Source organism: Altererythrobacter sp. CAU 1644 (genome assembly GCF_029623755.1).
GTDB lineage: Bacteria > Pseudomonadota > Alphaproteobacteria > Sphingomonadales > Sphingomonadaceae > Erythrobacter > Erythrobacter arenosus.
On the sequence record NZ_CP121106.1, the window covers coordinates 1,922,772 to 1,937,445 of the forward strand.

At 63.6% G+C, this 14,674-nt stretch carries 14 protein-coding genes; 4 read left to right on the forward strand and 10 right to left on the reverse strand.

Features of this window, described 5'->3' with window-relative positions; genetic code table 11:
• Window positions 1–53: 53 nt before the first annotated feature.
• Window positions 54–494 carry a cupin domain-containing protein gene (locus P7228_RS09615; protein ID WP_278015021.1) on the reverse strand — a complete coding sequence of 147 codons (441 nt, stop codon included), beginning with the start codon at window positions 492–494 and terminating at the stop codon, window positions 54–56.
• A complete protein-coding gene (locus P7228_RS09620; protein ID WP_278015022.1) occupies window positions 491–781 on the reverse strand; it encodes a DUF427 domain-containing protein in 291 nt (96 codons plus the stop codon). Before P7228_RS09620 ends, P7228_RS09615 begins: the two co-directional genes overlap by 4 nt.
• A gap of 83 nt (window positions 782–864) precedes the next feature.
• Here P7228_RS09620 and P7228_RS09625 point away from each other — a divergent pair, with 83 nt between their 5' ends.
• Entirely contained in the window at window positions 865–2,127 is a 1,263-nt protein-coding gene (locus P7228_RS09625; RefSeq protein ID WP_278015023.1) for a dipeptidase, read from the forward strand.
• Window positions 2,128–2,137: 10 nt separating this feature from the next.
• Here the strand turns inward: P7228_RS09625 and P7228_RS09630 are convergent, their stop codons facing one another.
• From P7228_RS09630 to dapD, 3 genes are all read right to left on the reverse strand, one after another.
• Window positions 2,138–2,362 (reverse strand): hypervirulence associated TUDOR domain-containing protein, encoded by a 225-nt coding sequence (locus P7228_RS09630; protein WP_278015024.1) that lies wholly within the window; start codon window positions 2,360–2,362, stop codon window positions 2,138–2,140.
• A gap of 63 nt (window positions 2,363–2,425) precedes the next feature.
• Window positions 2,426–2,743: a hypothetical protein gene (locus P7228_RS09635; RefSeq protein WP_278015025.1), complete on the reverse strand. Its 318-nt coding sequence runs from the start codon at window positions 2,741–2,743 to the stop codon at window positions 2,426–2,428.
• An 89-nt stretch (window positions 2,744–2,832) separates the two neighbouring features.
• Window positions 2,833–3,657, reverse strand: a complete 825-nt coding sequence (dapD, locus tag P7228_RS09640; RefSeq protein ID WP_278015026.1) for a 2,3,4,5-tetrahydropyridine-2,6-dicarboxylate N-succinyltransferase — start codon at window positions 3,655–3,657, stop codon at window positions 2,833–2,835.
• Window positions 3,658–3,809: 152 nt separating this feature from the next.
• Here dapD and P7228_RS09645 point away from each other — a divergent pair, with 152 nt between their 5' ends.
• On the forward strand, window positions 3,810–6,194 hold the full coding sequence (locus P7228_RS09645; RefSeq protein WP_278015027.1) for a S8 family peptidase: 2,385 nt from the start codon (window positions 3,810–3,812) through the stop codon (window positions 6,192–6,194).
• A gap of 15 nt (window positions 6,195–6,209) precedes the next feature.
• Here P7228_RS09645 and P7228_RS09650 read toward each other — a convergent pair whose 3' ends face one another.
• The 5 genes from P7228_RS09650 to P7228_RS09670 all read right to left on the reverse strand — a co-directional run bounded on the left by P7228_RS09650 (window position 6,210) and on the right by P7228_RS09670 (window position 12,162).
• Window positions 6,210–7,295: a phosphotransferase family protein gene (locus P7228_RS09650; RefSeq protein WP_278015028.1), complete on the reverse strand. Its 1,086-nt coding sequence runs from the start codon at window positions 7,293–7,295 to the stop codon at window positions 6,210–6,212.
• Window positions 7,295–8,383 (reverse strand): Zn-dependent alcohol dehydrogenase, encoded by a 1,089-nt coding sequence (locus P7228_RS09655; RefSeq protein ID WP_278015029.1) that lies wholly within the window; start codon window positions 8,381–8,383, stop codon window positions 7,295–7,297. Before P7228_RS09655 ends, P7228_RS09650 begins: the two co-directional genes overlap by 1 nt.
• Window positions 8,383–9,717 carry an acyl-CoA dehydrogenase family protein gene (locus P7228_RS09660; protein WP_278015030.1) on the reverse strand — a complete coding sequence of 445 codons (1,335 nt, stop codon included), beginning with the start codon at window positions 9,715–9,717 and terminating at the stop codon, window positions 8,383–8,385. Before P7228_RS09660 ends, P7228_RS09655 begins: the two co-directional genes overlap by 1 nt.
• 109 nt (window positions 9,718–9,826) lie before the next feature.
• Window positions 9,827–11,296, reverse strand: a complete 1,470-nt coding sequence (locus tag P7228_RS09665) for an MFS transporter (protein ID WP_278015031.1) — start codon at window positions 11,294–11,296, stop codon at window positions 9,827–9,829.
• Window positions 11,293–12,162, reverse strand: coding sequence for an SDR family NAD(P)-dependent oxidoreductase (locus tag P7228_RS09670; protein WP_278015032.1), 870 nt, complete (start codon window positions 12,160–12,162; stop codon window positions 11,293–11,295). The genes P7228_RS09665 and P7228_RS09670 overlap by 4 nt, the downstream gene beginning before the upstream one ends.
• Before the next feature lie 171 nt (window positions 12,163–12,333).
• Between P7228_RS09670 and P7228_RS09675 the strand changes: the two genes are divergently transcribed.
• On the forward strand, window positions 12,334–13,527 hold the full coding sequence (locus P7228_RS09675) for an acyl-CoA dehydrogenase family protein (RefSeq protein WP_278015033.1): 1,194 nt from the start codon (window positions 12,334–12,336) through the stop codon (window positions 13,525–13,527).
• Between the two features lie 3 nt (window positions 13,528–13,530).
• Window positions 13,531–14,670, forward strand: a complete 1,140-nt coding sequence (locus tag P7228_RS09680) for an acyl-CoA dehydrogenase family protein (protein ID WP_278015034.1) — start codon at window positions 13,531–13,533, stop codon at window positions 14,668–14,670.
• The last annotated feature ends 4 nt before the right edge of the window (window positions 14,671–14,674 follow it).

Genomic DNA, 14,674 nt, shown 5'->3' on the forward strand with positions numbered 1-14,674 from the left:
CTGAATGGTTCGGGCGGCGCGGGTCGCGGATGCGCGCCGCCGGCCAAACCTCTTCAGCCTGGCTCCCAGCCAGGCGGCGCAAGTTCGAACCCGGCAAATTCGAATCCCGGCGTCACGACACATGAGACAAGCGTAAAGCCGAATCCAGAGCCTTGATTCGCGGGTATCGCGGCTTGCCAATGGCCCGCTTGCACCACAGCCTGAAACTGCTGACCCTCTTCGGAATTGGGGCCCAGCACGAGCGGCACCGCCCGATCGGCTTCGGTCGCGGCGATATGCAGGCTCAACGGGTCGCCCATCTGCCACAACCATAGCTCATGCGCGTCGACCCGGTGCCAGTGCGAGCGCTGGTCACGCTCGAGCAGGAACAGGATCGCGGTACCGACGGCGCGCCCGCTTGGCCCGCCAGGACCGCGCCAGGTCTCGCGATACCATCCACCCTCGGGGTGCGGGATGAGTTCGAGTCGATCGATCAGCGCGCGGGCGTCAGTCACGCCTCGCTGACTTCCACGCCCTTCCAGAACGCGATCCGGCCGGCGATCTCGGCCGCCGCGGGCTTGGGCTCGGGATAGTACCAGGCCGCGTCCTCGTTGATCATGCCATCAGCTTCAAGACTGTGATAATGCGCCGTGCCTTTCCACGGACAGACGCTGGTCGTATCGCTGGCGGCGAGCACGGCGTCGTCGACCGCGTCGCGCGGGAAGTAATGATTGCCTTCGACCACGACCGTATCGTCCGAACTGGCGATCACTCGGTCGTTCCAGCGGGCTTCGACAGTCATGGCTGTTCTCCTTTTCATTGGTGCCGGTTGCTCTATGGAGGGCAACGCAAACCTAGCAGCCATTACGCCAAGTGGGAGAAATAATGAGAACCGCCATGACTTGCCTAGCCAGCGCGATTGCCCTGGTTGCAACTGCTGCTCACTCGCAAACCCCCGAAGAAGTGGCGAATGCGGCACTCGAAGCGGCGCCCGTTTTCGACGGGCATAACGACGTTCCCTATTCCTTGCGCATGCGCACCAACAACCAGATCAACGAGTTCGATTTTCACGACACGCTCGACACGGGATCGCCGGACGGCAAGATCAAGCCAATGCATACGGACCTAGCGCGGCTGGCCGAAGGCAAGGTCGGCGCGCAGTTCTGGTCCGTCTATGCTTCGGCGAACTTGCCGGAGGCGGAAGCGGTTCAGACCACGATCGAACAGATCGACCTGACCAAGCGACTGGTCGCGAAATATCCGGATGCGCTGCAACTGGCCTTCACCGCGGACCAGGCCGAGACGGCCATGGCCAACGGCCGTATCGCCTCGCTGATGGGCATGGAAGGCGGCCATTCCATCGGGTCCAGCCTCGCGGTGCTGCGCCAGATGTACGATCTGGGCGCGCGGTACATGACGCTGACGCATTCGAAGAACGTGCCATGGGCAGACAGCGCGACGGATACGCCGGCGCATAACGGGCTGACCTCCTTCGGCAAGGACGTCGTGCGCGAAATGAACCGCTTGGGCATGATCGTCGATCTCAGCCATGTGAGCGAGAAGGTCATGCACGACACGCTCGACATCGCGCAGGCGCCGGTCATCTTCAGCCACTCCGGAGCCCGGGCTATCAACGGGCACGCCCGTAACGTGCCCGACAGCGTGCTGGCGCGACTGCCGCAGAATGGCGGCGTGCTCATGGTTGTCGCGCTGCCGGGTTTCCTGAGCGAAACGCAGCGCGAGTGGTATGCAGCGCGGCAGGCAGAAGATGCGCGGCTCAAGGCGCTATGGCAGGGCCAGCCGGAGAAGGTTGCCGAACTCCTCACCAAATGGGACGCAAGCAATCCGACGCCGGTGGCGACCATTTCGGACATGGCCGATCATATCGATCACATCCGCGATATCGCCGGCGTGGCACACATCGGCATTGGTGGCGATTACGACGGCATGCCGAACGGGCCGGAAGGCATGGAGGACGTTGCCGGATATCCGGCGCTGTTCACCGAACTGGCGCGGCGCGGCTATTCTCAGGCGGAGTTGGAGATGATCGCTTCGCGCAATGTCATGCGCGTGATGCGCGAGGCCGAGCGCACTGCCAGTCGGCTGCGCGATACTGCACCGATCGAGACGCTGATCGCCAAGGATTGAACGCGGCGGCTCAGGCCGCGGACAGTTCGGAGCCGAGCTTCAACACCTCGGCTCCGTCATCCTGCTTGATCAGGTAGGCGGGGTTGTCGGCGCAGCCTTTGCGGGTGACTTCGCTGCCCTCGAGCGTGCGCGTGACTTCGCGTTCGAACCGTTCGGAGATCTGGCCGCAACCTTCGCCATTGCCCCATGACCATTTCACATACTGATTGGTCTGGAAGCTGTTGGAATTACTCATCATTGTCTCCTTCACGGAGACAATGACCAAGCATTGCGCGAGGTTCCGGCCTTTCGCGGCCGATTACTCTGTCTCGTTCTCGATAGTTGCTGCGGGCGTGTCGACCTCTGCGCCGTCCGCGTCGCCCACTTCGTCGAAGCGGTCGCTGACGATCGAATCGGTGTCGTCGCCACTGTCCTCGAAGTTCTGGGCGTAGTCTCCGCGGTCACGGGCTTCCTCGGCCTTTTCACCTTCCTGCCACGCACCCGTCATCCAGATCAGTGACAGCAGGACGATCGCGAGTACCGTCCCAATCCCCAGGACCCAGCGCATGTGTCCGGATGTCTCACCAGCCTTCGCTTCGGTATCGTCCAGGTGAATTTCGTCGCCTTGCTTTTCCATGACTATCGCTCCCGCTCTTTAGGATCGTGTGCATCCCCTTGGGCCACAACGAGACCGGAGGCCGAATGTTCCGTCGAAGCGGAGCGCGATCAATCCCGCAGCAAATCGTTGATGCCGGTCTTTTCGCGCGTCTGCGCATCGACCGTCTTGACGATCACCGCACACGCAAGCGACGGGCCACCCTTGGGATCGGGGAGCGTTCCCGGGACCACGACCGAATAGGGCGGGATATGGCCGCGGATGATCTCGCCGGTCTCGCGAAAGACGATCTTGGTCGACTGGGTGATGAAAACACCCATCGCGACAACGCAACCTTCGCCAACGATCACGCCTTCGACGATTTCGCTACGCGCCCCGATAAAGCAGTTGTCGCCAATGATCGTGGGGTTGGCCTGCATCGGTTCGAGCACTCCGCCAATGCCGGTGCCGGCCGAGATGTGGCAGTTCTTGCCGATCTGCGCGCAGGATCCGATCGAACCCCAGGTATCGACCATTGTGCCTGCCCCGACATAGGCGCCGATGTTGACGAAGCTCGGCATGAGGACGCAGCCCGGAGCGATGTAGGCGCCGCGCCGGGCGATTGCGCCGGGAACGACGCGAATTCCGGCATCGGTGAACCGGCTTTCCCCCCAGCCAGCGAATTTGCTCGGCACCTTGTCATAGGCCGGCTGGCCGGCACTGCCGCCCTCCATCACCCGGTTGTCGTTAAGGCGGAAGCTCAGCAGCACGGCCTTCTTCAGCCACTGGTTAACCGTCCACCCGCCTTGGCCATCGGGTTCGGCCACGCGCGCTTCGCCGCTGTCGAGCAATTCGATGGCCGTATCGACCACCTTGCGCACATCGCCGCTGGCTGGAGTGATCTCGCTCCGGCGTTCCCAGGCAGACTCGATGGCGCTGGCTAGTTCATCTGACATTATGGCTCCGTGCAATAATCGGGGGATATTAAGCGCTGCTAGCGAGCCGGGTGGGTGGCCGCAAGGCGTGAAGGACGTAGAAAAAGTTGCCACGCCGCTAACCCTTGCCGTAGATAATACGGTCAATGGGGGCAGGATAATGAGGTCGCCCCATGCCTGTAACCCGCTCTTTACCGTTTTCGTCGAGTTCGGCCGCGCTTGCTGCGGCCTGTCTGGCCCTTGCTGCATGCGGGGGCGGTGGAGGTACGCGCAGCACGCCAGCGCCCGCGCCTGCTCCCACTCCGACGCCCACACCCACACCGACGCCGACTCCAACTCCAACACCTACCCCAACGCCTACGCCCACTCCGACGCCTACTCCGGGCGGGTCAGGCTATGCGCCGCCGCCGCTGCCCAACGACACGATCGGCTACAACACCTCGGAATTCCGCCGGTCCGACGGCCCTGGTTTTCACGGAGCGCCAACCGCCTGGGTTCGGGGCGCGACTGGTGCCGGGGAGACCATCGCGATCATCGACAGCGGGATTGACCAGAACAATCCTGAATTCGCCGGCCGGATCTCCTCGGCCTCGATCGGGATCAACGGCAACACCACGATCCAGGAAGAGGATAACCACGGGACATTGGTGTCGCTGGTGGCCGCCGCCGACAACAACAACTCGGGGAACGTCGGGATCGCCTACGACGCGACGATCCTGACAATTCGCGCCGACGACCCCGGCAGTTGCGCGACCGATGACGACTGCGTCTTCAGCGATATCGGCGCGGGTATCGTCCATGCGGTCGATAATGGTGCCGTGGTGGTGAACCTTTCGCTGGGGGGCGAGGGCAGTTCGCGGGCCGAGCGCTCGGCCGTGCAATATGCCGCGGCAAACAACGTGGTGGTTGTGATATCGTCCGGGAATGACGGGGTCGCGACGCCAGACGCATTCGCGCGCGACCTCGCCGCTTCGGGCAATGGTAATGTGATCATTGTCGGTTCGGTCGACAGCAACGGCGTGATTTCCGACTTCAGCAACCAGGCGACCAATGTCACGCAGCACTTCCTCACCGCGCTTGGAGAGGGTGTCTTCGTCGTGTTCGACGGTTCGGGCTGGCTCATTTCCGGCACGAGCTTCTCCGCACCGCAGGTATCGGGTGCTGTTGCGCTGCTGGCCCAGGCCTTTCCCAACCTGACGGCGCGCGAAATCGTGCAACTGCTGCTCACCACGGCGCAGGACGTCGGTGCGGCAGGGGTCGACAATGTCTATGGCTACGGCATCCTCAACATCCACCAGGCGTTCCAGCCCCAGGGGGTGACGACGATGGCGGGTAGTGCGACACCGGTCTCGACCTCGGGCGACATGGGGGTGGGCTCGGCGCCGATGGGCGATGCCGTCCGCGTCGCCAACATCCAGTCGATCATTACCGACAAATACGATCGGGCATTCAATTTCGACATTTCGGCGCGCTTGCGCAGTGCGCAGATCACCCCGCGGCTCTTCAATGCCGTTGAGCGTCACGGCCGCACCGTCGCTGCGGGCAATCGCGACCTCGCACTTGCCTTCACGGTGGGTGAGGGCAGTCGCGCCGCCGGCCTAGACTGGTCGCAACAGCTCAGCCTGACGCAGGATGATGCCGAGCAGTCAAAGGTGCTGGCAGCGCGCGTCTCCGCGAAACTGGCGCCCGGGTTCGATCTCAGCGTCGGCTATGCGCAAGGGGCAGACGGCATCGTTGCGCAATTGCAGGGGCAGGATGCGAGCCTGTCGCGCCCTGCATTCCTCATTGCGCCGGACGCGCGCAGCCAACAGGGGCATTTCGCGCAAGGCGACATAGCGATTGCGCTGCGTCATCAGTTCGGGCCATGGGGCCTGACACTCCATGCCGAACGAGGCGACACCTGGTACGGCAACGCCCGCTTTGGGGAAGATATCTATCTCGGCGTGCGCGAGAAACGCCCGACCCAGAGTATCGGCTTCGCCGTCGACCGCGAGTTCAAGGGGACGGTGGCAACGCTCGACCTCAGCTGGCGGAACGAAGATGCCACCGTATTGGGCGGCTATTTCCACGAGAGTCTTGGCATCACAGGGGCGGACAGTGTCTTTGCCGATCTCGCGCTGCGGCGGGCGATTGGGCCACGATGGCAGGTCGGGGCCGAATGGCGCCAGGGGATGACGACTCCGCGCGGCGGGGGTCTCCTGGCCAGTGGTTCGCGGATCTGGAGCAATGCCTGGGCCTTCGATCTGGCGCGGCATGGCTTCCTCTCGCAAGCGGACAGCATCGGCCTGCGGTTGAGCCAGCCCCTGCGCGTCGAAAGCGGTGGGCTCAACCTCAATCTCCCGATCGCCTATGATTACGCGACCGAGAGCGCGAGCTTCGGCATCCGCCAGCTCAACCTGGCGCCGCGGGGCCGCGAGGTGATGGGCGAACTGGCATGGCGCGGACCACTGTTGTGGGGCAACGCTGCGGCGAGCCTGTTCTACCGTCGACAGCCGGGACACTACGTCGCCGCCCCGGACGATGCGGGTGTCGTGGTGAGATGGGACGCGAAGTTCTAGCGCTCCGCTCTCGCGCTATTCGGGCATTCCGGCGGCAATCGCGAACTCATAGGCGCGCTCGATCAGCGGAGTGACCCGCTCGCTCATCTGCTTGGCATGGGCCGACGACGCGGTGCCATCGATCACGCGCTTCTTGATGCCCTGCATGATCCCCGCGAGCCGGAAGAGGTTGTAGGCGAAATACCAGTCCATCGGCGGCACCGGATAGCCGGTTCGCGCGACATAGCGCTCCACCGCTTCGTCCTGCGACGGGATGCCCAGCGCCTCGATATCGAGGCCGAGCAGGCCGGCCCGTCCGTCGGCCGGATTGTGCCAGTTGAGCATGAGATAGCTGAAATCGGCGATCGGATCGCCCAGCGTCGACAGTTCCCAGTCGAGCACTGCCAGGACCCGGTTCTCATCCTTCGCGAAGATCATGTTGTCGAGCCGGTAATCGCCATGCACCACCGAACTTTCATGTTGCGGCGGGATGGTTTCGGGCAGCCATTCGATCAGCCGCTCCATCTTCGGCTGGTGCTCGGTTTCAGAGAGCTTGTACTGCTTGGTCCAGCGACTGATCTGGCGCGCGCAATAGTCGACCGGCTTGCCAAAATCCCCAAGCCCGATCTCGTCGGGTTTCTTGAGATGCAGGTCGGCCATGGTGTCGATCATGGCGTTGTAGATTTCGCGGCGTTCCTCCGGCGTGTTGTCGGGCAGTGCGCCGTTCCACAGGCTGCGTCCGTCGGCCATGCTCATGACGAAGAACTTCGACCCGATCACGTCCGGGTCCTCGCATAGCCCAAAGGTGCGCGGCACCGGGAACCCGGTCGGGTAAAGGCCGGTCATCGCCTTGTATTCGCGGTCGACCGCATGCGCACTGGGGAGCAGCTTGCCGAACGGCTGACGGCGCAGCACGTAGGACGCAGCTGGCGTGTCGATCCGGTAGGTCGGGTTCGACTGACCACCCTTGAACTTCGAGTAGCTGATTGGCCCTGCAAAGCCTTCGACATTGGCTTCGAACCATTGTGTCAGCCGTTCGAGGTCCAGCTGGTCGCGTTCGGTCACCTTGACCGTGCCGACCATTTCCTTCTGGTAGTCGATCGGTTGCGCTTCTCCGGACATCAGTCGAACACCACCACGCTACGCGCCGAATGTCCGTCGCGCATCTTGTCGAAGCCCTTGTTGATGTCCTCGAGCGGGATGCGCTCGGCGATGATCGTGTCGAGATCGAGCAGCCCGCGCAGGTAGAAGTCGACGAGCCGCGGCAAATCGACCGGGAAGTGATTGTAGCCCATGATCGCGCCCTGCAACCGCTTGCCCGACAGGAGGTCCATCGCGCTGAGCCCGACCTTGCAGTCCAGTGGCATCATGCCGAGGATGATTGCCGTGCCGCCGCGCCGCAGCGATGCCACAGCGAGATCGGCGGAAGCCTGCCTGCCGACGGCCTCGATCCCGTAATGCACCCCGCCGTCCGAAATCTCGTGGATCAGCTTGACCGCATCGTCGGCCACGGCATCGACCGTGTGGGTCGCGCCGAGCACCTTGGCCAGTTCGCGCTTTTCCGGAATCGGATCGACCGCGATAACCTTGCCCGCACCGGCGATCTTGGCCGCGTTGACGACTGCGAGACCAACGCCGCCGCAGCCGATCACCGCTACCGTTTCACCCGGCACGACCTTGGCCGCGTTGAAGATCGTCCCGGCACCCGTCGTCACCGCGCATCCCAGCAGGGCGGCGCGGTCGAACGGCATATCCTTGTCGATCGCGACGCAGGCATTCTCGTGGATCAGCATCTGCTCGCTGAAGGCCGAGAGATTGAGCATCTGCATCACCGGCGAACCGTCGGCGCGGGCAATGCGGCCCTTCGCGTCGGGCGCGCGGCGTGTGTCGGCCCCCATGCAGAGCGCCATGCGGCCGGTTACGCAGAACTCGCAGTGACCGCAGAAGGCCGACAGACAGGAGACCACGTGGTCGCCTGGCTTCACGGTCTTTACCTCGCTGCCAACCGCGCGAACGATCCCTGCCGCCTCGTGGCCCGGAATGGCCGGGAGCGGGTGCGGATAGGAGCCCTCGATGAAGTGCAGGTCCGAATGGCACAGCCCGCAGGCCTTGGTGTCGATCAGCACCTCATGCGCGGCGGGTTCGGCATATTCGACCTCGCCGATGACCAGCCCATCGCCGGGCTTCTCGAGAATGGCAGCCTTCGCCATCAGCGCGCCACTCCCATATCGCCCGAGCTCAGGCTGTCATTGTCGGCCTGCGGCCCCTTGCCATCGCGCAGGGCGTTGGCGCTCGGACCCTTCTCGGGCAGGTGCTTGGCGAACTCCATCCGCGCGATCGAACGGGCGTGGACCTCGTCCGGGCCGTCGGCCAGCCGCAGCGTGCGCTGGTGAGCGTAGGCATTGGCGAGACCGTAATCGTCCGATACGCCGCCGCCGCCATGCGCCTGGATCGCATCGTCGATGATCCTGAGCGCCATGTTGGGCGCCTGGACCTTGATCATGGCGATTTCCTGCTTGGCGGCCTTGTTCCCGACCTTGTCCATCATGTCGGCGGCCTTGAGGCACAGCAGGCGGGTCATGTCGATGTCGATCCGGGCGCGCGCGACGCGCTCTTCCCACACCGAATGCTTGTAGATCGGCTTGCCGAACGCCTCGCGTTCTTGCAGCCGCTTGCACATCTTGTGCAGCGCTTCCTCGGCCACGCCGATGGTGCGCATGCAGTGGTGGATGCGGCCCGGGCCGAGGCGGCCCTGCGCGATCTCGAAGCCGCGGCCTTCGCCGAGCAACATGTTCGTGACCGGAACGCGCACGTCCTTCAGTTCGACTTCCATGTGCCCGTGCGGCGCATCGTCATAGCCGAACACCGGCAGGTGACGGATCACGTTCACGCCTTCCGCATCTGTCGGCATCAGGATCATCGATTGCGCGGCATGGCGGCCGGCGCTGAAATCGGTCTTGCCCATGACGATCGCGACTTTGCAGCGCGGGTCACCTAGACCCGATGACCACCACTTGCGGCCGTTGATCACATATTCGTCGCCGTCGCGGTCGATCCGGCATTCGATATTGGTCGCGTCGGAAGATGCGGTGAAGGGCTCGGTCATCAGGAAGGCAGATCGGATTTCGCCGTTCATGATCGGCGTCAGCCATTGATCCTTCTGTTCGCGCGTGCCGTAGCGGTGGAACACCTCCATATTGCCGGTGTCGGGCGCCGAGCAGTTGAAGACTTCCGAGGCGAAACCGATGCGGCCCATTTCCTCGGCGCAGAGCGCATATTCGAGGTTGGTCAGGCCGGGGCCTTCGAACTCGTAGCTTTCGTCGACATGATGGTGGCCGTCGTTGCGCGGCGGCATGAAGAGGTTCCAGATGCCGTCGGCCTTGGCCTTGGCCTTGAGCTCTTCGACGACCGGAATGACTTTCCACCTGTCACCTTCGGCATCCTGCGCCTTGTAGGTCGGGACGGCGGGACGGACATGGGCATCGATGAAATTCTTGACGCGGTCGCGCCAATATTGCTGCCGTTCGGTCGGTTCGAAGTCCATCCTGTCTATCCTTCTCTATGTATCATTCGGTTGATCTGGCGAATCCGTTTCGCTGTGAAACTGGCAGAGCGACCCTTGGTCGCCAAGCCCGATTTGTCATTGCTGCCAATCAAGGCAGGATCCTCGTCCCGTCGATATCTCCCCTGGCCTCGGCATCGAGCTTGGCCAGGCGTGCCTCGTGATCGGCGCGGTTGATCGGGAAGCGCCGCAATACCAGCAGGCCGGTGGCTCCGATCACCAGTATCGCGGTGACATAGCCGAGCGCGAGTCCATCGAGCACGCCCTGGGTGACTTGCCCCGGTGCTGCCGAGCGCGGGAAGGCCGCGGACGACAGAATGATCCCGGCGATGAAAATCCCGATCCCGGTCGCGCATTTCTGCATGAAGAAATAGCCGGCGAAGAACAGGCCCTCGGACCGGCGGCCGGTTTCCGACTGCGACGCTTCGACCACGTCGGCCATCATCGAACTCGACAGGATCATCAGGGCGATACCGAAGGTGTTCGACATGAAGATGATCGCAAACACCAGCAGCACGCTGGGCTTCCCGGCGACTTCCGGAAAGACGTCGAAGACGTAGAGCAGGTAGAGCAGCGTGTTGAAGGAGATCGACGCCAGCCCCGAGAATATCGCCGCCTGGCGCTTGCCCAGTCGGCGGGCGAGCGGTGCGACGACGAAGAAGGCCGCGATCATCGTCCCGAACAGGATCAGCGCATAGGCGGTCTTCTCGGCCTGGTCGAACAGCCACAGGAAACCGATCATGTAATTGCTCAGCGAAAAGGCGATGCCTTGGTTCACGAAGCTGAACAGCGCGGCGAAAACGAGCCACAGAAAAGCGCGGTTGGACAGGGTCTGGCGCATCTCCCCTGCAATCTGCCTCAGCCCACCAGTATTTGCGGGAAGCGGCGGCGAGGGCTTTGCAATGCGCTTGTGCTGGCCGGCAGCGGACAGCAGTACAGCGCCCGCCATCAACACCGCCCCGGTCAGCGAATAGGCGGCGTAACCGGCCGGATCGGTCTCCCCGGCGGCGCGGAAAAACACCGCATAGGCGAGGATCAGGATCAGCAGGCCTCCGGCCCAGCCGAACAGGAAGCGATAGCGCATCAGGATGGTGCGTTCGTCGTAGTCCCCGGTTAGTTCGGGGACGAGGGCGATCGAGGGCACTTCGCACATCGAGACGAGCGAACGCACCACGATCGCCCAGCCGACCAGCCAGACGATCGTCATCGCGTCGCTGGCTTCGGGCGGATGCCACAAGGCCATCCAGGCAAAGGCGAGCGGGATGGGTGCGCCATAGAGCCAGGGTAGGCGCCTGCCCCAGCGGGTCTGCGTCCGGTCGGTCAACTCGCCAATCACCGGATCGACGAAGGCATCGGCAATCAGCGCGACCATGATCGCGGTGCCGACGAGGCCCGCATCGAGACCGACGACCTGATTGTAGAACAGCAGCAGGAAGGTCGCGAAACCGTTCTCCTTCACCCCATAGGCGATGCTGCCAAAGCCATGCACGACTTTGAGCCGGACCGGCAGTCGTTCGGGCGGTGGAGTAGGGATCACAGGGGCAGCAGGAGAAAGACTCATTCGGCTTGAGCTTGCCTCGCTTCTTCCTCGAGCGCTTCGAGTGGCGCATAGACACCCGGCTCATCGGGATCCCAGCTGTAGCGCGGCCCGAGCGTAAGCCCGCCATCGACCAGCAGCGATGTACCGGTCACGAAGCCCGCCGCATCGCTCGCCAGATAGGCGCAAGCCTCGGCGATATCGCGCGATTGCCCGCCGCGTTTCACCGGCTGTGCGTTCGAGCTCATCTGGGCGATCATGCCCTTGGCCAATTCCTTCTGGTCGTCTGTCACGGCGAGGTTGCGCGTGAAGATGTTCGTGTTGATGAAGCCGGGCTGGATCGCGTTGACGCGGATGTTGAACTGGGCGAGATCGGCCGCCGCCATCTTTGTGAGGTGCAGCACCCCGGCCTTGGCGACGGCATACGCGGTGGGCGAATAGCCCGGGCCGACGGCCGCCACGCTTGAGACGTTGACGATCGAAGCGCCCGGCCTGCCCATCATGTGCGGCGCTGCATAACGGATGCACATTGCCACCGATCGCAACAGCAGGTCCATCGTGCGGTCCCACTCGTCGGGCTCGATTTCGTGGATCGGCGGGCGTTCGCCCGGCGCTCCTGCATTGTTGAACAGCACGTCGATCCCGCCGGTTTCGCCAGCGGCGTGATCCATCAGCGCCTTGATCTCAGCGGGCGAGCACACATCGCAGCGTTTGAAACGGATCGATCCACCCGTGTCATTCGCGCTGCCATCGGCCACGCGGCGGCCGTTCGCCTCATCGATGTCGCTGGCGTAGACCGTCGCGCCTTCGGTCGCGAACAACCGGGCCGCTTCTTCGCCAATGCCCGATCCCGCGCCGGTGATGACCACGGTCTTGCCAGAGAATCGCATGGTCTCTCCTTCCCATTTCGATTTGAAACCAGCTTAGGCGCAAGCAGGGGCGCGTCAACGGCGGCGATGCCGACGCTACGGCATGGCGGAGGCCGAGAACTTAGCTTGCGGCCTTCGACCGAATCACCCTAACGTAAGCGTCAACCGGAAGTGACCAAAGGAGAGTCGGTGGTGTCCGATCTTGATGCTTTCCGCTCCGAAACACGCGCGTGGCTCGAAGCGAATTGTCCCCCCGAAATGCGCGAACCCGTCCGCGACGAGGAAGACATCTATTGGGGTGGCCGCAACGCCAAATTCAAGAACGACGCGCAGAAGGCATGGTTCGAAGCCTGCGTGGCGAAGGGCTATACCGTCCCGGCGTGGCCCAAGGACTACGGCGGCGCTGGCCTGACCCCGCCCGAGGCGAAGATCCTGCGCGAGGAAATGAGCCGCATCGGCGCGCGCCCGCCGCTCTCGAGCTTCGGGATCTGGATGCTCGGCCCGGCGCTGCTGCACTTCGGCACCGAGGGCCAGAAGCAGCACTTCCTCAATGAGATCGCGCGCGGCGAAATCCGCTGGTGCCAGGGCTATTCGGAACCGGGCAGCGGCAGCGACCTGGTCTCTATGCAGACCTTTGGCGAGGACAAGGGCGATCACTGGATCGTCAATGGCCAAAAGATCTGGACCTCCTATGCCGACGAAGCCGACTGGATTTTCTGCCTCGTCCGCACCGACAAGGAGAACAAGTACCAGGGCATCACCTTCATGCTGTTCGACATGGCGGGCGATGGCGTCTCGACCAAGCCGATCAAGCTGATCAGCGGCAACAGCCCGTTCTGCGAAACCTTCTTCGACGACGTGAAGGTGCCCAAGAGCTATGGCGACGACATCCCCGGCTATGTGGGCGAGATCAACCGAGGCTGGGACGTGGCAAAATACCTCCTCGGGCACGAACGCGAGATGATTTCCGGCGCAGGCGGCGGTACGCGGACGGCCGCGATCGGCGCGGCGATGAAGCGCCTCGCCGGCAAGGAAGGCGGCGAGATCGATCCGGTGCTGCGAGCCGAGCTGGCGATGTTCGATGTCGATGCGCTCGCATATGCCTGCATGGGCGAGAAATTCCTCGACGAGGTCAAGGTCGGCAAGGCACATCCGGCGCAGCCCAACATGATGAAATACGCCGGGACCGAGCTCAACAAGCGCCGTCACGAATTGATGATGAGCGTGGGCGGCTCGCGCAGCCTCGAATGGGACAGCGACGCGACCGGGGGCGGCAAACCTTCGCGCAACTGGCTGAGAACCAAGGCCAATTCGATCGAGGGCGGCACCAGCGAGGTCATGCTCAACGTCATTTCCAAACGCATTCTTGACCTGCCGGGAGCCTGATCAATGCCACTTTATCACGACGAAGATCAGGCGATGCTGGCCGATAGCGCCAGCCAGTTCATGGCCGAGGAAGGCGCGATCGCGAAACAGCTGCGCCATTGGCGCGACCGTGAATGCAAGGACGGTTTCGGCCATGCGCTGTGGAAGCAGTTTGCCGAAATGGGCTTCACCGGCATCATGGTCGACGAGGCCGATGGCGGCATGGGCATGGGCAATGTCGAAGCCGGGATCGTGCTCGAACAGATCGGGCGCAACCTGACACCTTCGCCCTTCCTCACCAGCAGCGTGCTGGCCGCGACCGCGCTCAAGCACGGCAGCGACGACCTCAAGGGTCGCTACCTGCCCGGCCTGCTCGCGGGCGACAGCGTGTTCGCGGTGGCGATCGACGAGGGCGCCAAGCATCGGCCCGAGCGGGTCGCCTGCAAGGCCGAGAGGTCGGGCAATGGCTTCAAGCTGTCGGGGCGGAAGGATTTCGTGATCCAGGGCGCCAGCGCGGATATGCTCGTGGTTGCTGCGCGCACCTCGGGCGGCGACAGCGATGCCGATGGCATCACCCTGTTCGCCGTGCCCAAGGATGCGGCCGGAATGAGCCATGATGCTGTGCGGCTGGTCGACAGCTCCATGGCCACGCACACCAGTTTCGACGGCGTCGAACTCGATGGCGATGCGGTGATCGGCGAGGTCGATGGCGGGCGCGAAATCCTCAACCAGGTGCTGATGGCGGGCCGAGTCGGCGCGGCGGCAGAGGGTGTCGGCGTGGCTGGCGGCGCGATGGACATGACCATCGATTATCTCAAGCAGCGCAAGCAGTTCGGCCAGCTGATCGGCGAGTTCCAGGCGCTGCAGCACCGCGCGGCGCATCTCTATTCCGAGGTCGAGATCGCGCGGGCGGCAACGATCAAGGCCGCGCAGATGCTCGATGCCGGCAGCGACCAGGCCGACCTGATGGCTTCGGTGGCCAAGGCCAAGGTGGCCAAGGCGGCCGGGCTCGCAGTCCGCGAAGGCGTGCAGATGCATGGCGGCATCGGTATGACCGACGAGTATGACATCGGGCTCTATATGAAGCGCGACCGCGCCTTGCAGGAATTCATGGGCGACGCCTACTACCACGCCAACCGTGTCGCCGAACTGTCAGGCTACTGAGGAG

Coding starts and splice junctions, on each gene's coding strand:
- P7228_RS09645 (WP_278015027.1), top strand. CDS start 3,810: ATGCCTGTAACCCGCTCTTTACCGTTTTCGTCGAGTTCGGCCGCGCTT.
- P7228_RS09635 (WP_278015025.1), bottom strand. CDS start 2,743: ATGGAAAAGCAAGGCGACGAAATTCACCTGGACGATACCGAAGCGAAG.
- P7228_RS09620 (WP_278015022.1), bottom strand. CDS start 781: ATGACTGTCGAAGCCCGCTGGAACGACCGAGTGATCGCCAGTTCGGAC.
- dapD (WP_278015026.1), bottom strand. CDS start 3,657: ATGTCAGATGAACTAGCCAGCGCCATCGAGTCTGCCTGGGAACGCCGG.
- P7228_RS09680 (WP_278015034.1), top strand. CDS start 13,531: ATGCCACTTTATCACGACGAAGATCAGGCGATGCTGGCCGATAGCGCC.
- P7228_RS09625 (WP_278015023.1), top strand. CDS start 865: ATGAGAACCGCCATGACTTGCCTAGCCAGCGCGATTGCCCTGGTTGCA.
- P7228_RS09655 (WP_278015029.1), bottom strand. CDS start 8,383: ATGGCGAAGGCTGCCATTCTCGAGAAGCCCGGCGATGGGCTGGTCATC.
- P7228_RS09670 (WP_278015032.1), bottom strand. CDS start 12,162: ATGCGATTCTCTGGCAAGACCGTGGTCATCACCGGCGCGGGATCGGGC.
- P7228_RS09660 (WP_278015030.1), bottom strand. CDS start 9,717: ATGGACTTCGAACCGACCGAACGGCAGCAATATTGGCGCGACCGCGTC.
- P7228_RS09630 (WP_278015024.1), bottom strand. CDS start 2,362: ATGAGTAATTCCAACAGCTTCCAGACCAATCAGTATGTGAAATGGTCA.
- P7228_RS09665 (WP_278015031.1), bottom strand. CDS start 11,296: ATGAGTCTTTCTCCTGCTGCCCCTGTGATCCCTACTCCACCGCCCGAA.
- P7228_RS09650 (WP_278015028.1), bottom strand. CDS start 7,295: ATGTCCGGAGAAGCGCAACCGATCGACTACCAGAAGGAAATGGTCGGC.